At 62.0% G+C, this 24,772-nt stretch carries 25 protein-coding genes; 9 read left to right on the plus strand and 16 right to left on the minus strand.

What is annotated here, in order from left to right:
* The first annotated feature begins 4 nt into the window (after positions 1-4).
* Entirely contained in the window at positions 5-1,291 is a 1,287-nt protein-coding gene (locus tag AC1Q67_RS01590; RefSeq protein ID WP_492235439.1) for a DNA polymerase IV, read from the plus strand.
* A 7-nt stretch (positions 1,292-1,298) separates the two neighbouring features.
* On the opposite strand, the gene AC1Q67_RS01595 is transcribed toward AC1Q67_RS01590, so the two are convergent.
* Complete coding sequence (locus AC1Q67_RS01595; RefSeq protein WP_492235438.1) at positions 1,299-2,156, minus strand: cell envelope integrity EipB family protein; 858 nt, start codon at positions 2,154-2,156, stop codon at positions 1,299-1,301.
* Between the two features lie 222 nt (positions 2,157-2,378).
* Here AC1Q67_RS01595 and AC1Q67_RS01600 point away from each other — a divergent pair, with 222 nt between their 5' ends.
* The 5 genes from AC1Q67_RS01600 (at position 2,379) to AC1Q67_RS01620 (ending at position 6,623) form a co-directional block, all read left to right on the plus strand.
* Complete coding sequence (locus tag AC1Q67_RS01600; protein WP_024575110.1) at positions 2,379-2,846, plus strand: RidA family protein; 468 nt, start codon at positions 2,379-2,381, stop codon at positions 2,844-2,846.
* 61 nt (positions 2,847-2,907) lie between these two features.
* Entirely contained in the window at positions 2,908-3,663 is a 756-nt protein-coding gene (locus AC1Q67_RS01605) for a glycerophosphodiester phosphodiesterase (RefSeq protein WP_492235437.1), read from the plus strand.
* A gap of 99 nt (positions 3,664-3,762) precedes the next feature.
* The gene (locus AC1Q67_RS01610) at positions 3,763-4,935 is read left to right on the plus strand and encodes a GNAT family N-acetyltransferase (RefSeq protein ID WP_492235436.1); all 1,173 of its coding nucleotides are present in this window, start codon (positions 3,763-3,765) and stop codon (positions 4,933-4,935) included.
* A 113-nt stretch (positions 4,936-5,048) separates the two neighbouring features.
* Positions 5,049-6,116, plus strand: coding sequence for an FUSC family protein (locus AC1Q67_RS01615; RefSeq protein ID WP_492235435.1), 1,068 nt, complete (start codon positions 5,049-5,051; stop codon positions 6,114-6,116).
* An 81-nt stretch (positions 6,117-6,197) separates the two neighbouring features.
* Positions 6,198-6,623 (plus strand): HIT family protein, encoded by a 426-nt coding sequence (locus AC1Q67_RS01620; protein WP_492235434.1) that lies wholly within the window; start codon positions 6,198-6,200, stop codon positions 6,621-6,623.
* Positions 6,624-6,685: 62 nt separating this feature from the next.
* Here the strand turns inward: AC1Q67_RS01620 and AC1Q67_RS01625 are convergent, their stop codons facing one another.
* The 5 genes from AC1Q67_RS01625 to clpS all read right to left on the minus strand — a co-directional run bounded on the left by AC1Q67_RS01625 (position 6,686) and on the right by clpS (position 12,192).
* Positions 6,686-7,030, minus strand: a complete 345-nt coding sequence (locus AC1Q67_RS01625; protein WP_492235433.1) for an AzlD domain-containing protein — start codon at positions 7,028-7,030, stop codon at positions 6,686-6,688.
* Positions 7,027-7,764, minus strand: a complete 738-nt coding sequence (locus AC1Q67_RS01630) for an AzlC family ABC transporter permease (protein ID WP_492235432.1) — start codon at positions 7,762-7,764, stop codon at positions 7,027-7,029. The genes AC1Q67_RS01625 and AC1Q67_RS01630 overlap by 4 nt, the downstream gene beginning before the upstream one ends.
* Before the next feature lie 522 nt (positions 7,765-8,286).
* Positions 8,287-9,171, minus strand: a complete 885-nt coding sequence (locus AC1Q67_RS01635; RefSeq protein WP_492235720.1) for a transglycosylase SLT domain-containing protein — start codon at positions 9,169-9,171, stop codon at positions 8,287-8,289.
* Positions 9,172-9,332: 161 nt separating this feature from the next.
* Complete coding sequence (gene clpA / locus AC1Q67_RS01640; protein WP_492235431.1) at positions 9,333-11,726, minus strand: ATP-dependent Clp protease ATP-binding subunit ClpA; 2,394 nt, start codon at positions 11,724-11,726, stop codon at positions 9,333-9,335.
* A 130-nt stretch (positions 11,727-11,856) separates the two neighbouring features.
* The gene (gene clpS / locus AC1Q67_RS01645) at positions 11,857-12,192 is read right to left on the minus strand and encodes an ATP-dependent Clp protease adapter ClpS (protein WP_024575101.1); all 336 of its coding nucleotides are present in this window, start codon (positions 12,190-12,192) and stop codon (positions 11,857-11,859) included.
* 669 nt (positions 12,193-12,861) lie between these two features.
* Here clpS and AC1Q67_RS01650 point away from each other — a divergent pair.
* Positions 12,862-14,211, plus strand: a complete 1,350-nt coding sequence (locus tag AC1Q67_RS01650) for a vWA domain-containing protein (RefSeq protein ID WP_492235430.1) — start codon at positions 12,862-12,864, stop codon at positions 14,209-14,211.
* Positions 14,212-14,283: 72 nt separating this feature from the next.
* Here AC1Q67_RS01650 and AC1Q67_RS01655 read toward each other — a convergent pair whose 3' ends face one another.
* Complete coding sequence (locus AC1Q67_RS01655; RefSeq protein WP_006020947.1) at positions 14,284-14,622, minus strand: phasin family protein; 339 nt, start codon at positions 14,620-14,622, stop codon at positions 14,284-14,286.
* Positions 14,623-15,023: 401 nt separating this feature from the next.
* On the opposite strand from AC1Q67_RS01655, the gene AC1Q67_RS01660 reads away from it, so the two are divergent.
* Positions 15,024-17,003 (plus strand): serine hydrolase, encoded by a 1,980-nt coding sequence (locus tag AC1Q67_RS01660; RefSeq protein WP_492235429.1) that lies wholly within the window; start codon positions 15,024-15,026, stop codon positions 17,001-17,003.
* A gap of 220 nt (positions 17,004-17,223) precedes the next feature.
* Here AC1Q67_RS01660 and AC1Q67_RS01665 read toward each other — a convergent pair whose 3' ends face one another.
* The 5 genes from AC1Q67_RS01665 to AC1Q67_RS01685 all read right to left on the minus strand — a co-directional run bounded on the left by AC1Q67_RS01665 (position 17,224) and on the right by AC1Q67_RS01685 (position 21,353).
* Positions 17,224-17,958 carry a DnaJ domain-containing protein gene (locus AC1Q67_RS01665; protein WP_492235428.1) on the minus strand — a complete coding sequence of 245 codons (735 nt, stop codon included), beginning with the start codon at positions 17,956-17,958 and terminating at the stop codon, positions 17,224-17,226.
* Positions 17,959-18,085: 127 nt separating this feature from the next.
* Positions 18,086-18,823, minus strand: a complete 738-nt coding sequence (locus tag AC1Q67_RS01670; RefSeq protein WP_492235427.1) for a vWA domain-containing protein — start codon at positions 18,821-18,823, stop codon at positions 18,086-18,088.
* 86 nt (positions 18,824-18,909) lie between these two features.
* Positions 18,910-19,092 carry a hypothetical protein gene (locus tag AC1Q67_RS01675; RefSeq protein WP_029659806.1) on the minus strand — a complete coding sequence of 61 codons (183 nt, stop codon included), beginning with the start codon at positions 19,090-19,092 and terminating at the stop codon, positions 18,910-18,912.
* A gap of 164 nt (positions 19,093-19,256) precedes the next feature.
* The gene (locus tag AC1Q67_RS01680) at positions 19,257-20,108 is read right to left on the minus strand and encodes an alpha/beta fold hydrolase (RefSeq protein WP_492235426.1); all 852 of its coding nucleotides are present in this window, start codon (positions 20,106-20,108) and stop codon (positions 19,257-19,259) included.
* Between the two features lie 324 nt (positions 20,109-20,432).
* The gene (locus tag AC1Q67_RS01685) at positions 20,433-21,353 is read right to left on the minus strand and encodes a division plane positioning ATPase MipZ (protein WP_024575094.1); all 921 of its coding nucleotides are present in this window, start codon (positions 21,351-21,353) and stop codon (positions 20,433-20,435) included.
* A 178-nt stretch (positions 21,354-21,531) separates the two neighbouring features.
* Here AC1Q67_RS01685 and panC point away from each other — a divergent pair, with 178 nt between their 5' ends.
* Complete coding sequence (gene panC / locus AC1Q67_RS01690) at positions 21,532-22,383, plus strand: pantoate--beta-alanine ligase (protein ID WP_492235425.1); 852 nt, start codon at positions 21,532-21,534, stop codon at positions 22,381-22,383.
* Position 22,384: 1 nt separating this feature from the next.
* On the opposite strand, the gene AC1Q67_RS01695 is transcribed toward panC, so the two are convergent.
* From AC1Q67_RS01695 to AC1Q67_RS01710, 4 genes are all read right to left on the minus strand, one after another.
* On the minus strand, positions 22,385-22,822 hold the full coding sequence (locus AC1Q67_RS01695; RefSeq protein ID WP_492235424.1) for a DUF1489 family protein: 438 nt from the start codon (positions 22,820-22,822) through the stop codon (positions 22,385-22,387).
* 56 nt (positions 22,823-22,878) lie between these two features.
* The gene (locus tag AC1Q67_RS01700) at positions 22,879-23,853 is read right to left on the minus strand and encodes a hypothetical protein (RefSeq protein WP_492235423.1); all 975 of its coding nucleotides are present in this window, start codon (positions 23,851-23,853) and stop codon (positions 22,879-22,881) included.
* A gap of 70 nt (positions 23,854-23,923) precedes the next feature.
* Positions 23,924-24,115: a hypothetical protein gene (locus AC1Q67_RS01705; protein WP_006020957.1), complete on the minus strand. Its 192-nt coding sequence runs from the start codon at positions 24,113-24,115 to the stop codon at positions 23,924-23,926.
* A 283-nt stretch (positions 24,116-24,398) separates the two neighbouring features.
* Positions 24,399-24,764 carry a YidB family protein gene (locus tag AC1Q67_RS01710; RefSeq protein WP_492235422.1) on the minus strand — a complete coding sequence of 122 codons (366 nt, stop codon included), beginning with the start codon at positions 24,762-24,764 and terminating at the stop codon, positions 24,399-24,401.
* Positions 24,765-24,772 lie beyond the last annotated feature (8 nt).

The following is a 24,772-nucleotide window of genomic DNA, read 5'->3' on the forward strand; positions in this document are numbered from 1 at the left end:
TTCAGTGAGCGACCGTCCGCCAGCCGATTCGCCGGGTTTCTGCCGCGACTGCCTTTCGGACGCGGCGGTAAAGGCGATGCGCTGCGCTGAATGCGGCTCGCCCCGTATGGTTCGGCATCGCTCTCTCAGAGCGCTGGCGCTCGCGCATATCGATTGCGATGCGTTCTATGCAACCGTCGAGAAGCGCGACAATCCGGACATCGCCGACAAGCCGGTCATTATCGGCGGCGGCAAGCGCGGCGTCGTTTCCGCCGCCTGCTACATCGCGCGCACCTATGGTGTGCGCTCGGCGATGCCGATGTTCAAGGCGCTCGACCTGTGCCCCTCGGCGGTGGTCGTGCGTCCCGACATGGCGAAGTATGTCCGCGTGGGGCGCGAAGTTCGCCAAGCGATGATGGCGCTGACGCCGCTGGTGGAACCGCTTTCGATCGACGAGGCATTCCTCGATCTCAGCGGCACGGAACTCGTGCACGGCATGATCCCGGCCAAGGTACTTGCGCGGTTCGCAGCCCAGGTCGAGCGCGACATCGGCATCACCGTGTCGGTCGGCCTGTCGGTGAACAAGTTTCTCGCTAAGATCGCCTCCGACCTCGACAAGCCCCGCGGCTTCGCGGCACTCGACCAGGACGAGGCCCGCGACATGCTCGCTGAAAGGCCCGTCGGCTTTATCTACGGCGTCGGTCCTGCCTCGCAGGAGAAACTGTCGCAACGCGGCTTCCGGCTCATCAAGGATCTGCAGCGTTCGGACGAGATCGATCTGATGAAACAGTTCGGTCCCGAGGGACGGAGGCTGTGGCGACTGGCGCGCGGCATCGATGACCGCAAGGTCGTCGCCGATCGCGGCGCCAAAACGATTTCCAACGAGACGACGTTGGAATCTGACGTGCGGGATTTCGCGACGCTGGAAAGAATCCTGTGGCGGCTGTGCGAAAAAGTCTCATCGCGCCTCAAGAGCGGCGATCTCTCCGGCTCCACCATCACGCTGAAACTAAAAACTGCGGATTTCAGGCAGCGCACCCGCTCGCAATCGCTTCAGGTGCCGACCCAGCTTGCCACCAGAATCTTTGCGACAGTGCGCGAAATGCTCAGCCGCGAGATCGACGGCACCGCGTTCAGGCTGATCGGCGCGGGCGTCAGCGCACTGAAACCCGGTGCGGAAGCCGACGATCAGGATTTGCTCGACCGGCGCTCGGCACACGCCGAACGCGCGATGGACGATGTCCGCAAAAAATTCGGCAATGCCGCGGTGATGCGCGGTATTGCCTATGATGGACCGGCCAAGGCGGAATAGCGCCCGCCTATTTGCAGGGCTTGGTTTCCTTGATGTCGATCTTGTCCATCGCGCCCGCGATGACGAAATCGTTGTAATCGAGCGAGAGCGCGCGCGAGACGCCGTCCTCATAAAGCTCGAACGACATCGCATAGACCGGCGTCTGCTCGCCGGAATTCGATTTCGCTGCACGGTCGTAGTAGCTGACGGTGACCGGCCACCGGGTCTGGGATTTGAACTTCTCGTTGGCGCTGGCCGCATCCGGCTTTGCCGGCGCCTTTGTTCCCGGGATCGGCTGCCCGATGACGGTCAGTGTGTTGTAAACCTTCTCGCCGTCGTCGGAGCCATCATAGACCACGAGTTCGAGCAGCGACTTGCCCTCGCGCGCGGCCTCGATGATCAGTCTGACCTGCTCCGTCGGAAACACCGCGCCCTCGATGGTGAACGTCTTCGCCTTGGGCTTCTTGAGCTTGACCTTGATCGTCTTCCCGTCACGCTCCGCCATGCCGTCGATCGACGTCGTGTCGGTATCGTTCATGCGGGTTTCGATCTTGAAGCGGTAGCTCTTCCCCTCGCCGTCTTCCCAGCTCGTCGAACGCAGATCGCTCAGCGTGGTCTTGTTCTCGCCGGTATCGAGCTGCGACACCTGCCGGAATTCGGTGGTATAGCCTTCGCAGGAGCTGCCGGCGAAATTGTACAGGATACGGCCGCGCGCATTGCTGACACTGGCGTTGCCTCGCGATGTCTTCAGGCTCAGATCATAGACGGCCTGATGCGCGAGAAATGCCACGCTCGGCGCCGCATGCGCTCCGCCTGATGCTGACGCCAGAAACACAGCGGACAGGGCAGCCAATCCATAACCTGAAATCCGGCGCGCGCGACGCATGGTGTCTCCTTTAAGACAATGAGAATCGAAGGATAATAGCCGCAGCATTGCGCCGCAACCGGGGCAAAGCCGTGGAATCGCCCGAAATATCCGGGCCAAATCCACCGGGCTGACGTGCTTGCATGTCGCTCCACGATGGGCGAAGTATGGCGCGCCCGACATATCGGCTTAAAATGCCGGACTTCATTCCGGGCAAATATCAAACAAACATCGGGGACTGATATGGCGGGAACGGTCGAGCAGAAGTTGAACGAACTGGGCATTGTGTTGCATCAGCCCAACCCTCCCGTCGCGAATTATGTCGGCTTCGTGCGCACCGGAAATCTTCTGTTTGTATCCGGCCAGGTCTGCAACACGCCGGAAGGCAAGCTGATCGCAAAGGGCAAGCTCGGCGCCGGTGTCACCACCGAGCAAGGCGCGGCTGCCGCACGCGGCTGTGCGATCAACCTCTTGGCGCAGGTCAAGATGGCGCTCGGCGATCTCGACAAGGTTGCGCGCGTCGTGCGCCTCGGCGGCTTCGTCAACGCAACACCGGATTTCCTTGAGGGCCCCAAGGTGCTCAACGGCGCGTCGGACCTGATGGTCGCTGTATTCGGCGACAAGGGTCGCCATGCCCGCACCACGGTCGGCGTGGCCGCCCTGCCTTCGGACGCCGCCGTCGAAGTCGAAGGCATTTTCGAGGTCGCCTGAGCATGATCCCGAAAAGTGGGCACCGGTTTTTGGACAAGATCATGCTCACCAAAACAAGCCGATGACTGCGCGCGCGCCTGCATGGCTCACGGCACGACCGATTGCCCATCGCGGGTTGCATGACCGTGCGTGCGGCATCATCGAGAACATGCCGTCCGCGATCGACGCTGCGGTCGCGGGCAATTTCGCGATCGAGGTCGATCTTCAGCCCACCGCTGACAATGAAGCGATGGTGCATCATGACTATGAGCTCGGCCGCCTGACTCAAGGCACCGGCGAACTGCTGTCATTGACCGCGGCACAGCTCAAGCAGGTCGGCTTCAAGCACACGGCTGAGCGGATGATGACCCTGGGTGATCTCTGCACGCGCGTCGCCGGACGTGTCCCGCTGGTGCTCGAGATAAAGAGCCGCTTCGACGGCAGCCGGACGCTGGTGAGGCGGATGGCCGAAGTGCTGGCTTCGTACAGCGGACCGGTGGCGGCGATGTCGTTCGATCCCGATCAGGTGATCGCGATCCGCGACCTGATGCCCGGCCTGCCGCGCGGCATCGTCGCCGAACGGCACTACACCGAGGGCGAGTGGACGCGGCTGCCTCCCGAGAAAACCCGCGAGATGACCGGCCTGCGCCACGCCTTCCGCACGCAGCCACATTTCGTCAGCTACCGGGTCGACGATCTTCCAGCACCAGCGCCCTGGATCGCGCGCAACATCTTCGGTTGCGCGCTGATCACATGGACTGTGCGGACCCCGGAACAGCGCGCACGCAGCACCCGATATGCCGACCAGATGACTTTCGAGGGTTTCATCCCGGAGTAGGCCGAAAGCGGGATGCCAGATACTTGAAGTCATCCGCGTAAGAACCGATCTATACTCCTGAACGGTTTCGGTTTCTCACGGCCACGGTACACCTGCTCTTTGACGGATTCCTGCGAGATCACCCTTGAAGCGGTCTCCTCGGTCGGCCAGATCACGGCCGACGAGTGGAATGCGTGTGCCAATTCGGATGGCGGCTACAACCCGTTTGTCACGCACGCTTTCTTTGCCGCCTTAGAAGAGTCGGGCTCTGCCATCGCGCGCACCGGCTGGGCCGCACGCCATCTGGTGGCACGCATGGCAGGCCAGGTCGTGGGCCTCGTGCCGGGCTATCTGAAAAATCACTCGCAGGGCGAGTACGTGTTCGACCACGGCTGGGCCGACGCCTATGCGCGCGCGGGCGGCAGTTACTATCCGAAATTGCAGGCCACCGTCCCGTTCACGCCAGCGACAGGCCCTCGGCTGCTGGTGCGCAATGGCCCGGAAGCTGCGCGTGTCCGCGAAACGCTGGCCGGCGGCCTCATCGCGCTGTGTGGCGCCACCCACGCCTCGTCCGTGCATGTCACCTTCGCCCGCGAAGACGAATGGACGACCCTCGCTGAACACGGATTCCTGCAACGGACCGATCAGCAATTCCACTGGCGCAATGAAGGCTACGGCACGTTCGAGGATTTTCTCGCCACCCTGGCCTCGCGTCATCGCAAGGCGATCCGCCGCGAACGCCGCGACGCGCTTGCCAACGGCATCAGCATTCACGCCCTGACCGGCGACGACATCACGCCCGATGCATGGGACGCGTTCTTCGAGTTCTACATGGAGACCGGCTCGCGCAAGTGGGGGCGGCCCTATCTCACCCGCGCCTTCTACACCATGATCGGCGAGACCATGGCGAAAGACGTGCTGCTTGTGATGGCGAAACGTGACGGGAAATGGATCGCCGGCGCGATCAACTTCATCGGCTCCGACACCCTGTTCGGCCGCCACTGGGGCGCCATCGAGCATCATCCCTTCCTACACTTCGAGGTCTGCTACTATCAGGCCATCGACTTCGCGATCCGGCGCGGCCTGAAGCGCGTCGAAGCCGGCGCGCAGGGTGAGCACAAAATCGCCCGAGGTTACCTGCCGCAAACTACCTACTCCGCCCACTACATCGCCGATCCGGCGCTGCGCCGGGCAATCCGCGACTATCTCAAGCATGAGCGCAGCTACGTGCAGGAGGCTGTGCGCGAACTCACCGAGGCCGGTCCATTCCGCAAGGCCAACGGTGACGACTGACACGCAGGCGTTGTGACCGCCGCACAAGCCGCTTAACCTGAGTTCCGCTTGCTGATCACAGTGCCGCTGCGGGAAACGCCTTGATTTCAATCGCTGCACGGATTCGAGAGTTCTTGACGCGCCGGTCCTCCGAGCTACGCCAGACCGTACGTGTCACCATTGCCGTCGGCGCGGCTTACGCTGCCTACAAGGCTCTCGGCCTGCCACAGGGCTACTGGGCGGTGTTCACCGTCATTATCGTGATGCAAGGCTCGATCGGCGGGACGCTGGGCGCGGCCACGGAGCGCATGATCGGCACTCTCGCTGGCGCGATCTTCGGCGGGCTTGCGGCAGCTTTCCATTCAAATACGTCGCTGGGCATTGGTATCGCCCTTGTGCTCGTCACATGCGTCACCGTGTGGGGCGCGGCGGTTCGCCCTCAATTGCGGGTGGCGCCGGTCACGGCGGCCATCATGCTGCTGACAGAACCGGCCGGCGCGCCGGTGGAACAATTTGTTCTCGACCGCATCATCGAGATCGGACTGGGCGGCCTGATCGGCGTGCTGGCAACGGTGCTGATATTTCCCGCGCGTTCCCATGCCGTCGTGGTGGCCCGCTCGATCACCGTGCTGAGGCGGATACAAAAACTCCTGCTCGCCGAGGCGGAGGCGCTTGAACGCGGCGAACCGCTGGCGCCCTCTCTCGAGCACGCCGCCTTGCGGCAAGCGCTGACAGCAGTCGAACAAGCCCTGAAAGATGCCGACCGGGAGCGCGCCTCTCGCCTCGCCGATCATCGCATTCCTTCCGCAATTCCGCGAACCCTCTGGCGCGTGCGCAACGATCTGGTCGCCATCGGCAACGTGCTCCGCGAGCCCCTTCCCGCCGCGATCGCTTCGACCCTGGCGCCTGCGGCAGCCGCCCTGCTCCGCGCCGAAGCCGAATTGACGCAGCGATGCGCAACCGCGCTCGACGCCGTCACCGTGGTTCCACGGACGGACCTGCCCGCGGTGCATCTGGCGTTCACGGAGACATTCAGCGGCTTGCGACAGTCCGGCGTCATGCGCGCACTCGATTTCAACGCCGTCGGACGGACGTTCGGACTGGCCTATACGTTGGACGGTCTTCACCGCGATCTGACCGACCTTGCCGACCGGATCGACGAGATTGCGACCGGCATACCCGAGCGCACAGTGAATTCCTGACATGCATGAGGCTCGAACAACCCGGCTTGACCGCGCGGCGCGGGGCAGCGATTGTGACGCGCCTCTTCTCCGGGATGACCCATGACCGCTTACGACACCAACAATATTTTCGCGAAAATCCTGCGCGGCGAGATTCCCTGTCACAAGGTCTATGAGGACGAACATACCTTCGCCTTCATGGACATCATGCCGCGCTGTCCCGGTCATACGCTGGTGATTCCAAAGGCCCCGGCCCGCAACATTCTCGACATCTCGCCCGACAGCTTCGCCCATGTTGCCCGCACGGCGAAGAAAATCGCGGTGGCCGCCATGAAGGCCTTCAACGCAAGCGGGATCACGCTGCAACAGTTTAGCGAGCCTTCCGCCGGACAGGTCGTCTATCACCTCCACGTCCACATCATGCCTCGGGTTGAAGGCGTTGCGCTGCTGCCGCCGGCAAGCCGCAAGGAGGACGTCAAGGTGCTGGAGGATCACGCCACACGGCTAATCGCAGCGCTGAACGGCTGAGACGCTTCGGCCTCGGTATAATCTATTCCGAAAACCGGTTTCGAGTTTTCGGGATCATACCGTCAGCCCATCCACCATTTGCCGGCGAGCACGACGACTTCACCGCCGATCACGCCTGCGAAAACCGATCTACGCGTGGCCAGAAACACGGCAATCCCCACAGCAACCGCGCTGTAGCGGACCACACCCGGCACCGTCGCGAGCGCTCCGGGCGGTGAAATCAGAATCTGCGCAATGACGCCCGCAAGGATGGCGGCAGCGACCGCCCTCACCCAGACAAGGAATTCCGAGCTTTCATCGATATTTCCGCCGATCACAAGGCCGAGCACGCGCCATACCTCGTTCGACAGTAAGCCTGCGAACAGCAGCAGCAGGATGGCGTGCCCATCCCCGAACAGCCCGCTCATGCGCGCCTCCGGATGCGATCGACACCATAGGCAATCGTGCCCGCAGTCAGACCGCAGATCATGATATCCACGCCGGTTTGCAGCAGTTGCACCAGCGGATAAAGCGCAAGCCCGAGTGCCAGCGCCAGTTTGTCCACCAGCCTGTGCGCGTTGCGTGCCGTGGATAGCAGGAACGTCAGCGGCGTCAGCGCGAGAATTCCCGCAGCCAGCAGCGGCGGCAGGTTCGCGGCAAGTCCGTAGCCGATCGCCGTGGCCACGCTGCTCAGGAACACTAACCCGCTGCCGAGGCCGTTCAGGAATGCAATCCGCCGCTCGCGCGGCACCTGCGGCAGCAGGCGAAAGCTTTCGACCCAGACCGTCACCGCCACGAAATGAGCCGGCAGCGCAAGCTGTCGCATCTTCGTCTCCGGCGTCCGCAACATCGGCAGCACCGAGACCACCATCGGCAGCAGGCGGATCGCGCTGATGGTGACGGCGAGCGCCGATTCCAGCACTGTGGCCCCGGCATGGAATGTTGAGATCAGGATGATCTGTGCAGGCCCGGCCCAGACCAGCACCGTGCTCGCCAGCGCCCAGCCCAGCGTGAAGCCGGTGTCATGGGCGAATGCGCCGACGCCGATGAAGGTCCCGAACAGGACCAGCGCCAGGATCGACGACAGCGCGGATTTTACACCCAGCGCGAATGCGGCGGGCGCGCTTTGCCATTTCGGAGAATCGAGGACGGGAAGTGCCAAGGGGGCAAAATACCGGGTGAATCGTTTAATTCATCACGCGGTTGAAACGCCCCGCCGTCAAGGGACCGGGGGCGCTAATTTCGCGGAGCCGTACCGCTCAATTGCACAGCTTGCGGGGCGCGCATCGCTATCGGTGCGCGCCGAGAACATTCACCGCAAACGGCGGGTCAAAATCAGATCCAAAATCAGATCGACGGCTCGCGCGCGGATGACGACAGCGAACCGAGAACGCACAAGGTTGCAAATGCAATACCGATAATTCCGAACGTCAGCACGACGGCCTCCTCACAGACTGCGGCGAAACGGTTTCGCTGCCCCCGGTCACATGATTGGAAAACGGTTTCGCAAAACTTAAGCGAAAAATGCCCGCATCGCGTTAGCATTCTGTTGAGGATAAAATCTCGCGCGCGAACTCAAGTTATGCCTGCAAATATTGGGTTTCTTTTTGCATGCGATTTGGCTGCTGCGTTAACCGTCGCAAGAGATTTCCTGAATTTCGTCCGCGCTCAGCGCGCGCAGCGGTTAACCATGCTGCTCCGCGTTCTTCAACACGATGCACGCCTGTCCTGCCCGCCTGATGCGATCGCACAACTCGTTGGCGGCAGCGCGCGTGTCAGCGCCGACGCGCACCTGATAAAACGGACGTGTCCCGCGGCTGCGGAAAATCGAACTGAGAAGGCTCGGATCGCGATCGCCGATGACTGCGCTCAGTCGCTTCATGGAACGGGCGTACATCGCCAGCGCCTTGTCACGCGAGAAACCCGCGGCAAGCTGTACACCCCACGGCATCGCCGCGCCAAGCTTCACGCGCTGCGCAAGCTCGGTGACGAACGGGTTCGGCGCGCGCTGCAACAGCGCCATGAGTTCGCGGCAGCCGGCGGGCGGCGTGCGATCCTTGATCACGCCGCTCTTGCCGGCCGCAGCCCAGTCATCCACAGGCGTCCCGGTGATGGCATAGACGTAGTTGCGGGTCTCGGACGGCATGTAGCCGGTGCCGGCGAGCCATTCCTGCACGCGCCGCGGCCCCGCATTGTAGGCGGCCGCTGCGAGCCCGAGATTGCCGAACTGTTCGCGCAGCTCCTGCAGGAATTCGGCGGACTTCGGCAGCGCCTGCACCGGATCAAACGGATCGAGCAGCCGCCGCTCGCTGGCCGTGCCCGGCATGAATTGCGCGACGCCCTGCGCGCGCTGGCCGCTCCGTGTCACCGGTCCCACCGCATCAGACTGAAACCGGCTCTCCTGCCAGATCACGCGGGCGAAGAATTCCAGAGGCAGGCCGTGCGCGGACGCGGCGGATTCAATCATCAGGCACATCGCCTCGCGCGCGTTGCCATCCCTGGCCGTGGCAGCAGCGGGCATCGGCGGAGCCGGTGGATCCGGCTCATCGCCGCGCGCAAGAGCGGTCATCGCCAGCGTTATGGTCACAACACCAGCCGCGAACCACCTATCCGGGTTTCGCCGTTTCATTTCCAGAGCACGCAGCCGAGAATGTCAGGATACGGATCAGGATAGCAAAAACCCGGCGATCGTGAGACCGCCGGGTTTTCGTTGTTCTGTTGTGCTTCGCCTCAGACCTTCATCAGCGGCTTGGCCGGACCCTTCGGGCCATCCCCGCCCTTGGGTTTGCGCGGCGTGGAACGCTTGCGCGATCCGGGCAGCTTCTCAGGCTTCGGCGTGACCGGTCCTTCGACGAACTCGAAACCGATCTTGTCGGTGCCCTGCTCGTCCTTCACCAGGATAACGCGGACGTGGCCGCCGCCCTTCAGCTTGCCGAACAGCACCTCGTCCGCCAGCGGTTTCTTGACGTGCTCCTGAATGATGCGGGCCATTGGCCGCGCGCCCATCTGCTCGTCATAGCCATGCTCGATCAGCCAGGCCTTCGCAGGCTCCGACAGTTCGATGGTCACATCGCGATCCGCGAGCTGCGCTTCGAGCTGAAGCACGAACTTCTCGACCACCATGCCGATCACATCGGTGTTCAGATGTGCGAACGACACGATCGCATCGAGACGGTTGCGGAACTCCGGCGCGAACTGCCGGTTGATCGCCTCCTGATCGTCGCCTTCCCGCTTGTTGCGCGTGAAGCCGAACGCCTGACGGGCAAGGTCGGCCGCACCCGCATTGGTCGTCATGATGAGGATGACGTTGCGGAAGTTGACCTGCTTGCCGTTGTGGTCGGTCAGCTTGCCGTGATCCATGATCTGCAACAGCACGTTGTAGAGATCCGGATGCGCCTTCTCGATTTCGTCGAGCAGAACCACGCAATGCGGATGCTGGTCCACGCCATCAGTCAGAAGGCCGCCCTGATCGAAGCCGACATAACCCGGAGGCGCGCCGATCAGGCGCGACACCGTATGCCGCTCCATGTACTCTGACATGTCGAAGCGGATCAGCTCGACGCCGAGCGACGCCGCCAGTTGCTTGGCAACTTCGGTCTTGCCGACACCGGTCGGACCCGAGAACAGGTAGGAGCCGATCGGCTTCTCCGGCTCGCGAAGGCCCGCGCGGGCGAGCTTGATCGACGCGGCCAACGCCTCGATCGCCTTGTCCTGACCGAACACCGTGCGCTTGAGCGTCGTCTCGAGATGCTTGAGCACTTCGGCGTCGTCCTTCGACACCGACTTCGGCGGAATCCGCGCCATCGTCGCGATGGTCGTTTCGATTTCCTTGATGCCGATGGTCTTCTTGCGCTTGTTCTCCGGCACCAGCATCTGCGCCGCACCCGACTCGTCGATCACGTCGATCGCCTTGTCCGGCAGCTTGCGGTCATGGATGTAGCGCGCCGAGAGGTTCACCGCCGCCTCGATGGCGTCATTGGTGTACTTCAGCTTGTGGTAGTCCTCGAAATAAGGCTTGAGGCCCTTGAGGATGCCGATCGCGTCTTCGACCGTCGGTTCGTTGACGTCGATCTTCTGGAACCGGCGCACCAGTGCGCGGTCCTTCTCGAAGTGCTGACGATATTCCTTGTACGTGGTCGATCCCATGCAGCGGATCGTGCCCGATGCCAGCGCCGGCTTCAGCAGGTTGGACGCATCCATCGCGCCGCCCGAGGTCGCCCCGGCGCCGATCACGGTGTGGATTTCGTCGATGAACAGGATCGCATTGGGGTGCGCTTCCAGTTCCTTGATGACCTGCTTGAGGCGTTCCTCAAAATCGCCGCGATAGCGCGTGCCCGCAAGCAGCGTGCCCATGTCGAGCGAGAACACGGTCGCAGCGGCCAGCACTTCCGGCACTTCGCTGTCGACAATGCGCTTGGCGAGACCTTCCGCGATCGCGGTCTTGCCGACACCGGCTTCGCCGACAAACAGCGGATTGTTCTTCTGGCGGCGACACAGCACCTGAATGGCGCGGTTGATCTCGGCGTTGCGGCCGATGACGGGATCGATCTTTCCGTCGCGCGCCTTCTTGTTGAGGTTGACGCAATAGGTCTCGAGCGCCTCCCCCTTCTTCTTGGAGTCGTCGTTGCCTTTGGCGTCGGCTTCCTCGTCGACGCCGCGCACCGGCCGCGCCTCGGACACGCCGGGGCGCTTGGCAATGCCATGGCTGATGTAGTTCACCGCGTCATAGCGCGTCATGTCCTGCTCCTGCAGGAAGTACGCGGCATGGCTTTCGCGCTCCGCGAAGATCGCGATCAGCACATTGGCGCCGGTGACCTCCTCGCGGCCGGATGACTGCACATGAATGACGGCGCGTTGCACCACGCGCTGGAACCCGGCCGTCGGCTTGGCATCGTCGGAGCCTTCCGCAACCAGATTTTCAAATTCGGTTTCGAGGTAATTGACCAGGCTGCCGCGCAGCTTGTCGAGATCGACGCTGCATGCGCGCATCACGGCGGCAGCGTCCGAGTCGTCGATCAGCGAGAGCAGCAGATGTTCGAGCGTCGCATACTGATGGTGCCGCTCGTTTGCGATGGCAAGCGCACGGTGCAGGGATTGTTCAAGGCTCTGAGAGAAAGTCGGCATTCGCGTCCCTTATGGCCCCCGCCATTTCATTCGATCGTTTGTCGTCCGGTCCCGGCTTGATCAGTTCCTGCAACCTGTTCGCGTTCTCATCATCTCGTCCGGTTCCCACAAAACGAACGAGACTCAAATGCTACTTCTTTTCCATCACGCATTGCAAAGGATGCTGATGTTTTCGCGCAAAGTCCATCACCTGCGTCACCTTGGTTTCAGCGATTTCGTAGGTAAAAACGCCACATTCGCCGATGCCGTGATGATGCACATGCAACATGATCGTGGTGGCGGCTTCAACGTCCTTGTTGAAGAACTTCTCTAGAACATGAACAACGAACTCCATCGGGGTGTAGTCGTCGTTCAGGATCAGGACGCGATAGAGGTTCGGCCGCTTGGTCTTCGGCTTGACCTTGGTGATGACAGACGTGCCTGGACCGCTGCCCCGCCCGCTGCCGTCGTTCTCGTCCTTGCTCATGCGCAGGCCAAAGAAGGTGGTTCGTTCACCGGACACCTCGGGTGCCGGGACTGGTTCCTGGTATGAAGACACGTGCAGCATGGCCTGAAAGTTCGAAATCCCCACAAAACGGCGCCCCTGCCCGAGGCAAAGCGCCTTTTGATCACATTAACAATATGGGTCGCCGTGCGCCCGCCCGCAAGCATACCGTTACCGGCTGAAACCGTGTCCGGCAGACAGCACCACGGCAGTGCAACCACCGCCTGTGGTTAATGCAAGTGCCCGAAATTCACGTCAATTTCGTCGTGGCGGATTGAGACGGTGTTGAGGATGTATCCGGATTGAAGCCGGAACAAGCCGCTTTGTGAGGCATTTTACGTAGATTGGCGTCAACTTTTACCGCCCCTTCATCGCCGGCTTCTACGACATGGCAGGATCCATTTTTGGGTGGCCGCCATGAACATTGCATCCATTTTCAAGCGTTCCCGCACCTCAGATGCCGCTGATCCGGTGGGCGAATCGATAAAATTCGAACGAAGTGCGAAATCCCGCCTTCACCATGAACCCGCAACACAGGCACCGCAGACGGGCTTGTCCTCAGGTGTACCCGTTATTCACCGCAGCATTTTACTACCTCTTCACGCCTCCGGCCTATCCCGCATCCCAGAACCTTACTCTTCTGGTGACGCCATGAACGATGCATCGATTTTCAGTCGGGTCCGCGGATCACTCGCCCGCTTCCGCCGAGCGGAAAGCGGCAACGTGGCCGTCCTGTTCGCCATCGCAATCGTCCCGCTCCTGGGCTTCGTCGGCGCGGCCGTCGACTACGCCCGCGTCAACAACGCCCGCACCGCCATGCAGTCGGCGCTCGATACCGCGGCCCTGATGATTTCCAAGGACGCGACCAGCCTGACCTCGGCTCAGATCAACCAGAAGGCGCAGGCTTATTTCAACGCGCTCTTCAAGCATCCCGAAGCGCAGAACATCACCGTGACTGCGGTCTACACCAGCAGCACGGCCCAGGGCTCGAAGGTCGTTCTGACCGGCTCCGGCTCGATGGACACCGATTTCATGAAAATGGTCGGTCTTCCCAAGCTCGACTTCGGCGCAAGTTCAACCACAGTCTGGGGCACCACCAAGCTGCGCGTGGCGCTGGCGCTCGATAACACCGGATCGATGGCGAGCGCAGGCAAGATGGATGCCCTGAAAACAGCAGCCAAGAACCTGATCGATACCTTGAAGACGGCCGCGAAGGCCGACGGCGACGTTTACATCTCAATTATTCCGTTCGCGAAAGACGTCAACGTCGGAACAGGCAACAAGAACGCCAACTGGCTGCGATGGGACCTCGGCCAGTGCACCAACTGGTGGGGCGGCGCCCTCGGCTTCATGACGCAGAGCGACTGTAACAGCGCCAGCGGCAACTGGACCTCGACGAAGAAGAACAACTGGACCGGCTGCGTTTCGGATCGCGACCAGAGCTACGACACGCTGAGCACCGCGCCCTACAATACGACCGCGACCGCAACCAATATGACGGATCGCGCCACCCAGTTTCCGGCGGAGAACTATCCGGATTGCCCGGCCGAGATTCTTCCTCTCACCTACGACTGGACTGCGCTCAAGGACAAGGTCGACGCGATGCAGCCCGACGGTAACACCAACCAGGCCATCGGCATGGCATGGGGCTGGATCTCGCTGCTTCAACAGGCGCCGCTGAACGCGCCGGCTGAAGACTCCAACTTCAAGTATACGAAGGTCGTCATTCTGCTCTCGGACGGCGACAACACCCAGAACCGCTTCAGTTCGAGTCAGTCGTCGATCGATGCCCGCCAGAGACTGCTGTGCGACAACGCTAAGGCCAGCGGCATCCAGATCTATACGATTCAGGTGAACACGGCCAACGATGCCACATCGAGCGTGATGTCGTACTGCGCGAGCAGCAGCAGCACCTACTTCTCGACGACCAGCGCCAGCGGCATCAATACGGCGTTCAGTTCGATCGGCACAGCGCTCTCGAAACTGCGCATCGCGAAGTAAGCAAAACAAATCGCGACAATAAAAAAGCCCGGCTGCAAAGCCGGGCTTTTCTCTTGGTAGAGAACCGTAAAATTAGTGAGTGGTCGCCGAAACCTTCGCGACGATGCCTTCGAAAGGCTTGAACGCCTGCTTGGCCAGATCGGTGTAGAGTTCGCCGATCTTCTGCGACTCAGCAACGAACGTTTCGTACGAGGTCTTGGCGTATTCGGTCTGAAGCTCGATGGCCTTTTCGATCGACTTCACGCCCGACAGCTTCTCAACGAAGGTCTTGGTGTCTTCGAACGACTTCTTGGCGTAGTCGCCGTAAGCGGTGGCAATCGACTGAAGGCCGCTCGAGAAGGTGTTGGCGGATGCAACCGCTGCGTCGAACTGCTCTTTGCCGAACTGCTGAAATTCTTCAACCTTGACCATTACAGAGTGTCCTTTTCCCAGACTGATGACCTGACCTGCCGGGAGGTACCCGGCTCCCTAACCACGACTTTAGTGGTACTGCAGCGCACAATAGAAGTCAAGAATCTTGTGCGTCGCACAAACGTCTTAAATCCGAGACAAAACCGCAGCATCGCGGAAACGCTTGCTTAACCCTTTTGAAACCGTGGCCACCTACTTTGATTCCCTGCGCTTTTCGCGTTTCGCGATGAATTCGAAAAGCGGCGCGGTTCCAATGCCTTAGCCTGGATGGGCGACATCCGGCGCCGGCCTCACGAGCCGCGGCTTCGCATGGACGGCCCAGCTTCCCGAATTGGGCTACGGCCGGACCAAATTTGGCCTCAGAACGAGGCGAATAAACTGGGAATCGGACGGGGATATTCATGCTTGGGGTCAAATCGTCAGCGTCACTGCGCACGCTCGGTCTTTGCCTTCTCGGCGTCGCCACCGTCTCCGTGGCCGTCACCTTTACGATCGACACTGCCGACGCCCGGCGGCGTCACAGGCACCGCAGCCACGCAGCCGTATCCAGCTACAGCCCCGCGTTCTCTTCCATCATCGTCGACGCCAATTCCGGCAGCACGCTTCAGGCCACCAGCGCCGACAGCCTGCGCCATCCCGCCTCGCTCACCAAGATCATGACGCTCTACATGCTGTTCGAACGGCTGGAGAGCGGCAAGATGAAGCTCGATACGATGATGGACGTGTCAGCCCACGCTTCGCAGCAGGCGCCAACCAAGCTGGGCCTGCGTCCCGGTCAGACACTTCGCGTCGAAGACGCCATCAAGGGTCTCGTGACCCGCTCCGCCAACGACGCAGCCGTTGTGATCGCCGAAGCGATTGCCGGCGACGAAGACGACTTCGCCAAGGCGATGACGCGCAAGGCGCGTGCGCTCGGCATGAGCAAGACAGTTTACAAGAACGCGTCGGGTCTTCCGGATAGCGAACAGGTCACTACCGCTCGCGATCAGGCCACGCTTGGCCGTGCCATTCAGGATCGCTTCCCGAAATACTATCGCTACTTCGCCACTGAAGCGTTCAACTACAAGGGCCGCTCGATCCGCAATCACAACAAGCTGCTCGGCCGCGTCGAAGGCGTCGACGGCATCAAGACCGGCTATACCCGCGCCTCCGGCTTCAACCTCGTGACCTCGATGAAGCGCGGCAATCGCTATCTGGTCGGCGTAGTGATGGGCGGACGCAGCGGCGGTTCGCGCGACGCAATCATGCGCAACCTGCTCGCCGAAAACCTCGACGAGGCCTCGACCCGCCGCACCGTTGCCGCCATCACCGAACGCGGCGACACCAGGGTCGCGAGCGCCGACGACAACGATGAGGTTGAGACCAAGTCCAAGCCCGCCGCGGCTGTTCAGGTGCAAGGCGCGATCAAGGTTGCATCCGCTCCGCCGGAACCTGTTCCACTTCCCGCGCCGCGCGCCCCGGCAGCAGCACCTGCCAAGGTCGCGGCTGAAACCCAGGACAAGCCGGCACCGGCTCCCCTTACCAGCGGCGTGATCTCCTCGCAGGCTCTCGCAGCCATTCCCGGCTCCGCCGAGCCGATGACTCCCGTTCGCGTCAAGACGGTTCAGGTTCGCATGGGTCAAACCAAGGTTGCGTCCGCAGCGCCAAACGCGCCTGCTCCGGTTGCCACCAGCGCTATTCCGGCACCGCAGAAGACGGAAGTCGCAGAGACCTCGAAGACCGTCGTCGCCAAGGCCGAAACCAAGGTGGAAACCAGGGTCGAGCCCAGGGCTGAATCCCGGGCTGAATCGAGGGCCGATCGGCGGGCCGAGCCCTGGCCCGTCGCCTACAACCAGACGCGCAGCGACTTCCCGGCACCGCTTCCCGCCCAGCCCAACACCAGCAACGGCATCGGTCAGGGGATCATCGGCTCCGTCCCTGCCCCGTCGTCATCGACACCGCATCCCCAGACGATGGCCTATGCCGATCCCGGACGCGGCGCACCGCCCACCACACTCGGCGCGCAAGCCGTCGCTCTCCAGACTTCCACGGCTCCGCAGCAGCAGCCTGCTCCGCAGCCCGTCCAGCAGGCCACCTTGCCGCCGGCGCAGCCGACCCAGACCGTTCAGCACAACGGCGCAATCAAGACCGTGGCGCGCTCGGGATGGATCATTCAGGTCGGCGCGCTCGAAACGGAGAGCGAAGCCCGTCAGCGTCTCGACGCGGCGCGCGGCACAGCCAGCAGACTGCTGAGCGACGCCGATCCATTCACCGAGACCGTGTCGAAGGGCAACAAGACGCTCTACCGCGCTCGCTTCGCCGGCCTCAATCAGGACTCCGCCGAGGCTGCATGCCGCACGCTGAAGCGCTCCGACATTTCCTGCATCGCCATCAGGAACTGATCGCGGCCTGCGATCCGAAGACCGAAACAAAAAAGCCCGCGATGCTGTCGCGGGCTTTTTCTTTTGTGGCCGCGCGCGCACGCAACCATTTTTCAAGATTTGGTCTCTAAAACCTTAATTGCAGGATTGATCACGCCGGATAACGGCGGGCGTCCGCAGGGGCATTTCAATCAGAGAAGACGGCTGCTCGCAGTTTGTAGCGTGATGTTGCGTGCTGGAGTCAGCGATGATTGCGAAGAAGAGTGTCCTTGGCTTCGTTCACACGGGCAGCGAGGTACGTCGAGCCCCCCTGGTCGGGATGCAGTTTCTTCATCAGCCCACGATGAGCCCGGCTGATTTCGTCGCGCCCCGCACCCGGCTTCAGGCCAAGGATCTGATAGGCCTCCTCCGTCGTCATTTTTCCACCCGGCGCCGCGCGGCGATCCTCGCTTCCACGCCGGCCTGCCCCCTCGCCCTGCGCGTGCTCACGCCAGGCGGGAAACCGGCGGTCCAGATAACTTTCCAGAAGCGCCCAGCTCTCGGCGTCGAACCCTCGCGCAAGAGCAATGAGTTCGTCGAGCGTGAACTCGTCCAGTACACGCCCCGCTTCGGGTCCGGCAGTAATCAGCCCCTCAAGCGCTCCGGTGTCGTGGTCGAGCGTCATCTCTATAAATTGGGACCTTACCTGGGACTTCTGCCCCTGTGATTTCCACGCGCCGGGGCCATAGTTGCCCCAGGCCGAACCGAGTTGCGCGCCGAACGGCGACCAGCCGAGCAGACCCGCGCCGAAAATGCCAAGCGGGATCGCCACTGCGAGTTCGCCTCGCGCCCCAATGAACAGGGCAGCGGCCAACGTCACCACGCCGCCGCCGCCGCGGATGATTTTCGCGAGCCATTTCGGATCGGCGCCCTTGATGATGTTCAGCGCCACATAAAGCAGCGCGACGGCAACGATGCCTGCGATCAGGGTTGGCATGGGCCTTTGATCATCCTTGCAAATCTCTGGGCAGCAGTGTGTGCCACCGACACGCACACCTGATCTATGGTGATATCGGGATTTGTTAAGCCGACATATTGCGAAATAACGCCGCGCCTTCGCGGGCCTACTTCATTTGCCCGAGCAGGGCCGCAGCGCCCGAGGTATTCTTCGCCAGCCTCATCAGCGCGTCCCGGCCGCCCGCGGCATAGGCTGCCGCCGCGCGGAGAAGTTCGCGCAATTGCGCCGCCGATCCCATATCGAAGCGGCACCACGCCCCGCCCGTCAGCCGCGCGATCTCACGGAACGCCGCCTCCGCCGCCGGATCGTTGCCTTCCTGAAACATGAAGCACGGCACCTTGAGCAAGCCGAGTTCACCGGCAGTGGCGCACAGCGCATCGACGTTTTCTTCCATCGCATCGCCCACGAACACGATGGCCCGCACACCAGAGGCCACAGCCTCGCGCCGAGCATCCGCCAGCACGCGGCCAAGCTGGGTCTGTCCACCCTGGCAGTCGATCTTGCTCATGAGTCTCGCGAGATGCGCCGTGTCCGAGATCCACGGACTCGCACGGCATTCGCTCAGGCCGCGATAGTAGACGAGGCGAACGGAGAGCCCGCCAATGCTGCCGGCCTCGCGGAACATGTCGGCCTGAAGCTGGCACGCCATGTCCCATGTCGGCTGCCGGCTCATGGTCGCGTCCAGCGCAAAGATAAGCCGGCCAGTGCCCGCCTTGGGGGTCATGGCGCGCGCCTTGGCAACAAACGCTGCGATGTCCGACGCCGCCGATGTCTGCGCGTCCGTGCGATTACGCCCTGTAAGGGGCTGCTCGCCGGATTTCGGGATGGTCGGATCGCGCGTCATGGGAACTCGCAGTTGGGTGCGAGTCCTATGTGGAGCGCGGGAAGCGGTTGGTCAATTCTCCGGCCGGAAACTGCTTGAGGACCGCCCTACTCGATCGGCACCGCAAGCCGTCCGATGAGCTCCGCGACTTCGCGGAGCCGCCGGTCATCGTGCTCAGCCACGGCGCGCGCAAGACGCGACATGCATTCATCGTCACTGATGACTGAAGTGATCCGGTCCCGCGCCGACGGCACCAGGCTGGGAGATTGAAAAGAGTTGCTGACGGCCATGACTCTCACCTCGCTTGCCACTTAGACGCAACGAACCAAGCAGAAGTCATGCCACCAATGGAATATGGCGAGTGCAAGCGGGAATCGCCTGCGAAGGTGTTGTTTCACGCAAACGTGCGACGCGCCGGGCAGCCCGGCGCATCGGTAACCGAGCGATCAGACGGTTAGTTGATAGGAGGAGCGACCTGCGCCACGGAGTCGGGCTTCGGCACGGCGATCTTCTTGGTCGTATCGACCGGCCCAAGCTTGCTCTCGTTTTCCAGGAACTTGTCGAGGACACCCTGAATCGATGTCTTCACATTGTCAGGTCCGCGATCGCTCATGTCGGTATGCTGGAAACCTGTGTTGACCACAGTGATACCAGACTGCTCGCACGTATCGTCATCAGGCACGACGCCAGGGTCGGCCTTGAACACCGGATCCTTCGAACGGAACGAGAGAATCTTGAACTTGCCTTCGGTCAGGAACGGCACGCGAAGATTGTCGAGCGTGACAATCTTCTTCACGTTATCCGGATGCATCTTGGCGAAATACATCGAGATGTCGCCACCGTTCGAATGTCCAACCAGCGTAAGCTGATCGTAATTCGCGTTAGGCTGAATCTTCCGCATCTGATCGACAATGAATTCGATGTTCGCCACGCCGCGCTGATAGACCGGCAGGCGGCCGACATACAACTCGCCCACCTTGGTGACCAAGGGCGCATCGCTGGCCAGATCGTGTTGAATGCTCGTCACGAAATACCCGCGGGCGGCGAGCACGTTGGCAAGGAAGGAATACTCGGTGAACTTGACGGTATTGCCGTGATTAACGACGGCGACTGGCAAGGTCAGCATGCCGGCATTTGCCTGCATCTCCTTGTCCCGGCGCACGGCAATCGCGACGTCGATCTGGCGGTTACGCGCAGCATCGTAGAACGTCAGCGTCTCGTGACGGATCGCCCATTTGCTCGCGGTGAAGTATGCGACGACCACGATCGCAAACAGACCAAGCAGGATGAAAATTCCGCGCTTCATGACGTCCTCGAAATCACCTAATCCGGCGCCTGCCGAACGGCCCTTTCACAATAGTGTTTAGAATCCTTCGTCCTTGTCTAGTTAGATGATGACGGGAACGCGACAAAACCAGCTTAAATTCCCGTCATGTATCTGACAGAGACCAGTAAATTGTGCAATGCATCAAACATGCCAATGGCACCTGAATGCCTGGTTTCGTCTACGGGTCATGAATAACCAAGCACGAATTGGCTGAAAAGTTCTTGGCCTAGATCAACAATTTGAGCCTGGGCGGCGGAACCGAGAACTGGGAACCGCTGCGAAACCGGGCGCAACGCCTCGAAATTAGGCTGTAAGCCCGTGATTTTCCAGCGGACGGTCCACCTGGGCGAACCATTCGGCACGGGTCGCGGCGCGGCGGCGGCCTCGCTCGTCGATCGGAAGCTTCAGGTGACGCAACAGGCCGGTCACCTCCTCGCGGGCAGTCACATGGGCCATGTTCGGGCGGGTGCCCAAGGTCGCCTCGTCCAGATCGTCGAGGGCAGTCAGGCCGCGCGGGAAGAACTCGCGATAGACCACGCGTTCGGCGAAGCCGTCGACCGGCCTGAAACCCAATCGGAACGAGAGCTGGTCGAGCCCCTCCGCGATCAACTGCTTGTTGCGCGATCCAAGCATCGACAACCGGTTCCGGACAACGATCCAGTCGGTGCTGGCGCCGTCGAGGTCGCGGCGCTGCTTGCGCGCAACCTTCACCATGGTTGCGTAGTGGCTTTCGCCGATCACGGAATAGGTCGCCGGATCAACCGAACCAAGAACGTCGAAATCGAGGAAACTGTCGTTGATTGGCGTGACCAGCGTATCGGCCATCGAGTGTGCCAGACGCATCAGGTAGCTGTCGGTCCCCGGCGTATCGATGACGATGAAATCGTAGGTCCGCTCCACCGCGCTGACCGCGGCGGCGAACTGCTCGAACTCCGACATCTCGTTCTCGCCGATCTGCATGCTGGAGCCCAGGGCAACGCAGCAGTGGTGCGGCAGTTCGAGGGACAGGCCCGTGCGCTGGGCCCACGCCCGGCGATTCTCGATGTAGCGGGTGAAACTCTTCTGACGGGAGTCGAGATCGATGGTGGCAACGCGCTGCCCGGCCTTGAGCAAGGCAACGGCGACGTGAAGCGCGGTGGTGGACTTCCCCGACCCGCCCTTCTCGTTGCCCAGCACGACGACATGCGCCGACCCGGATTGCCCCTGACTCGTCTGCAAAAGCATACGTGAACCCCTGTGGATATCTTCGGCCAAGTCCAGAAAGAATCAAGTAAAATTCGAATGGACCCTACTTCATGATGAATCGGCAGGTCCGGGCGTGGCGCTACCGGTGGTCGTTGGCTCGCACCGCCGGCTTTGTTAAGACTGCGTCCCGATCACCCGCTTCCAGACATCGGCACGAATGACCCGCTCCCCCATCATCGCACGTTCGCTTTCATCCCTTCATCGCGCGCGCGCCGAGCTCGGCAAACGCAATGCGACTCTCGCCCTCGTGCCGACCATGGGTGCGCTCCATGACGGCCATGTGTCGCTGGTTCGTCTTGCCAAACGCCGTGCACAGAAGGTCGCCGTGTCGATCTTCGTGAACCCCACGCAGTTCGCGGCGCATGAAGATCTCGGCTCCTATCCGCGCACATGGAAGGAAGACCTCGCGCGTCTCAAGGCAGAGGGTGTCGATCTGATCTGGAATCCGGATGTGAAGACGATGTATCCGGACGGCTTCGCAACCAGAGTTACGCCGGAAGGCCCGGCACTGGCGGGGCTCGAGGATAAATTCCGTCCGCATTTCTTCGGCGGTGTCGCTACCGTTGTCGCCAAACTGTTCACACAGGTGCGCCCGGACATGGCGCTGTTCGGGGAAAAGGATTTTCAGCAGCTCAAGGTGGTCACGCGCATGGCGCGCGATCTCGATCTCGGGGTGAAGGTGATCGGCGGCGCGATCATCCGCGAACGCGACGGCCTCGCGATGTCGTCGCGCAACGTCTACCTGTCACCCGACCAGCGCAGCACCGCGACCGTGCTGTTTCGCACACTCAAGGCTACGGCGAAGCGGATGCGCGACGGTGACAGCTTCAAGGCAGCGCTGTCCGACGGCGCCGATCTCATTCGTCAGACCGGCTTTGCGCTCGACTATCTCGAGGCGCGGCACGCGGAAACGCTCGCACCGGTTTCATCGTTTGACGATGGACCGGTGCGGCTGCTGGTGGCCGCGAAAATCGGAACGACCCGGCTGATCGACAACATCAAGGCGTAGCTTACAGCAGGCCCAGTTCGCGCAGTTCGCGCCGCAGCGGCTCTGGCATTGCGGCGACGCTGGCAGCGGCCTTGCCCAGATCGGGCGGCGCGCTTTTCGGATCGAGATAGCGCCAGCCCTGAAACGGGCGCATCGGCCGCGGCGACACGGCAATCAGCTTGGGCTCCATCACGAGGCGGCATCGTCCGATGCCGTCCTTGTCGCGGAACGGCTCGATGCCGAGGATCTTCTCACGCGCGGCGATCTCGCCCTTGATCACCCAGTAGATCGATCCGCCATCGAGCAGTTCGTCAACGCGCTTGGGCGACATCCGGGTGACGTGGATATGGCGCGCTGGCTGGCCCTTCGCCTTGGCCTGCTTCACGCGTTCGGCAATCCAGCCCCGAAGATCCTTGATGGACGTGGCACCGACGCTGAGCTTGACGAGATGAAGCGGCATATTCGGAATCGCCAGCGCGATGCCAGGACATCGCGCTTCAAGTGAAAGAAGAGCGATCAGTTATCATCGCTCTCCTTGGGAGGCGCAAGCTGCACGGGAGCTTGTGCACGCGATTTCTGTGGCTGTGGCGCGGCCTTTTTCGCAGCGGCCGGCGCCGGCTGAGGATTGATGACCGCGCCCGGTACGTTACGAGAGGCTGGTGCGGCTGCGGGCTCCGACGAGCGCGGTGCGGCTTGAGCACCCTGCGCAGACGGCTCAGGCGTCATGATGTTGATCGGAGGAATCGAGGCCGCACTCGGGAAATCGCCCGACACCGGCCTGCCCGGCAGCGGTGCCGTGCCAAGCGCCGCGATAGGAGCCGTCCCCGCACCGGCAACAGCGGCAGGCGGTGCGTTCCACGCGGCGGCATAGCGGCCGACAAAGCCGTCGTAGAGGTTTTCACTCATGTTGGATGAGATCTGACCCGAGTTGGTCAGGGACTGGAAGAACGGGCACGGCGCCGAGAGCGAGCATCCCTCCCGCGTCTTGAGCACCTGCGCGACCAGTCCGTAACGGTCGCGTTCGATCGTCCGCCTCAGGGTATTGAGTTCGGGCGTCATGACCTTGTTGGCAGCAGCGACATTGCCGAAAGCGGCGAGCCGCGTGATCTGGCCGGCGGTATAGGACACGCCGGCCGCAACGGAATCGGCCGAGGCAAACAGCGCCTTTTCGCAAGCCGCCTCGACGCTCTCCCCGGCAAGCCCGTCGAGACAGGCCAGGGCCGGCAGCGATGCTCCGGATTGAATGGAGAACTTGAGATCGCCGGGCGAACCGCCGCTCACGCCGGATGCGCGCATCATGGTGGTGACCGCGATGCCGATGGCCAGCAAAGTGATGACGGTGAGCGCGCCGTTCGCGACCGATCGCTCAGCGCGGAACAGCGTGACCAGCAGGACAATCGCAAAGAAGCCCGCTGCGGCAATGGTCAGCCACATCGGCAAGCTCTGCGAATGCCAAAAGTTCTCGATCGACGTGGCCCAGGCCCGGTTCATGCAAGGTCCCCTTCACAACGAACCAGACCAAGCCCTGCAACCGCGGCGAAATTCCGTCAGGCCGAATTGATCAGGCGACGGCGAGCTGGCTTTCCTTGGCCACGCGCTCAAAGGCCTCGGTCGAGCTCTTGATACGGTACTGGCAGTCGTCACCGTCTGTCGGCAGGAGGCGGATCACCTCGTAGGTTCCGCTCGCAGCGGGCCGCGCCACATTGCTTGCCGTGAAATAGACAGTCTCTCCGACGATGTACTTGTGCTTCAACACTCTGCTCCATCACGCGATACGCGCATTTTGGCGGCCTGCCGTTATCCGGCAGAGCCAGTTTGACGCCCGGCAGGTGTATAGCACGTGGAGCCCCCATTTGCCAGATAAACCAGCACATGGGCAACGATGAAATAGCTATTATTTATCAATATCTTGGTCGTGTTTCGAGGGCCTTGCGCGAGCAACAAGGCAGGGTCCAGCCGGGTGCAACGCCGCAATTTTGCCATATCGGCGCAGCGAAACGATTCCCGGGCAAGTTCAGTGCGTTAGCAACGCAAGCTTACGCCGCGACCGGCAACGTCCCTTCAGGACTTGCCCGGTCGACGGCCGCCGGCAAAACCTGTGCGAGAACTGTCGAAAGCTGGTCCACCGGAATACCGAAACGGACCGCAAGTTGCCTCACCAGATCGTTGCCCAACACCTCCTGGAGCTGCTGTGCGCTCACCGGCAGGTTCTGGCCAGTGCCGATCCAGGACTTGACCTGATCGCCCAGCCCGGCCTGCTCGAGCCTGGCCACGATCGCGGACAGCCCGCCCTGGCGATCGCTGCCGAGCACCTCACTAAGGACCACCGGAATGACGGTCTGGTCGAGTTCGCTTGCCGCGCGCGCCGCCATCACGCTGGTCAGCATGTCGAGAATTCCCATGGCGCACT

This window comes from Afipia sp. GW823-FHT06G09, assembly GCF_058794875.1.

Bases quoted from the DNA above. Each gene is read 5' to 3' on its own strand.
- AC1Q67_RS01595 (WP_492235438.1), bottom strand. From the start codon at position 2,156: ATGCGTCGCGCGCGCCGGATTTCAGGTTATGGATTGGCTGCCCTGTCC.
- AC1Q67_RS01655 (WP_006020947.1), bottom strand. From the start codon at position 14,622: ATGGTCAAGGTTGAAGAATTTCAGCAGTTCGGCAAAGAGCAGTTCGAC.
- AC1Q67_RS01620 (WP_492235434.1), top strand. From the start codon at position 6,198: ATGACCGCTTACGACACCAACAATATTTTCGCGAAAATCCTGCGCGGC.
- AC1Q67_RS01605 (WP_492235437.1), top strand. From the start codon at position 2,908: ATGACTGCGCGCGCGCCTGCATGGCTCACGGCACGACCGATTGCCCAT.
- AC1Q67_RS01710 (WP_492235422.1), bottom strand. From the start codon at position 24,764: ATGGGAATTCTCGACATGCTGACCAGCGTGATGGCGGCGCGCGCGGCA.
- clpA (WP_492235431.1), bottom strand. From the start codon at position 11,726: ATGCCGACTTTCTCTCAGAGCCTTGAACAATCCCTGCACCGTGCGCTT.
- AC1Q67_RS01670 (WP_492235427.1), bottom strand. From the start codon at position 18,823: ATGACGCGCGATCCGACCATCCCGAAATCCGGCGAGCAGCCCCTTACA.
- AC1Q67_RS01665 (WP_492235428.1), bottom strand. From the start codon at position 17,958: ATGCCAACCCTGATCGCAGGCATCGTTGCCGTCGCGCTGCTTTATGTG.
- AC1Q67_RS01680 (WP_492235426.1), bottom strand. From the start codon at position 20,108: ATGAAGCGCGGAATTTTCATCCTGCTTGGTCTGTTTGCGATCGTGGTC.
- AC1Q67_RS01700 (WP_492235423.1), bottom strand. From the start codon at position 23,853: ATGAACCGGGCCTGGGCCACGTCGATCGAGAACTTTTGGCATTCGCAG.
- AC1Q67_RS01600 (WP_024575110.1), top strand. From the start codon at position 2,379: ATGGCGGGAACGGTCGAGCAGAAGTTGAACGAACTGGGCATTGTGTTG.
- AC1Q67_RS01650 (WP_492235430.1), top strand. From the start codon at position 12,862: ATGAACGATGCATCGATTTTCAGTCGGGTCCGCGGATCACTCGCCCGC.
- AC1Q67_RS01635 (WP_492235720.1), bottom strand. From the start codon at position 9,171: ATGACCGCTCTTGCGCGCGGCGATGAGCCGGATCCACCGGCTCCGCCG.
- AC1Q67_RS01625 (WP_492235433.1), bottom strand. From the start codon at position 7,030: ATGAGCGGGCTGTTCGGGGATGGGCACGCCATCCTGCTGCTGCTGTTC.
- AC1Q67_RS01685 (WP_024575094.1), bottom strand. From the start codon at position 21,353: ATGCTTTTGCAGACGAGTCAGGGGCAATCCGGGTCGGCGCATGTCGTC.
- panC (WP_492235425.1), top strand. From the start codon at position 21,532: ATGACCCGCTCCCCCATCATCGCACGTTCGCTTTCATCCCTTCATCGC.
- AC1Q67_RS01695 (WP_492235424.1), bottom strand. From the start codon at position 22,822: ATGCCGCTTCATCTCGTCAAGCTCAGCGTCGGTGCCACGTCCATCAAG.
- AC1Q67_RS01675 (WP_029659806.1), bottom strand. From the start codon at position 19,092: ATGGCCGTCAGCAACTCTTTTCAATCTCCCAGCCTGGTGCCGTCGGCG.
- AC1Q67_RS01660 (WP_492235429.1), top strand. From the start codon at position 15,024: ATGCTTGGGGTCAAATCGTCAGCGTCACTGCGCACGCTCGGTCTTTGC.
- clpS (WP_024575101.1), bottom strand. From the start codon at position 12,192: ATGAGCAAGGACGAGAACGACGGCAGCGGGCGGGGCAGCGGTCCAGGC.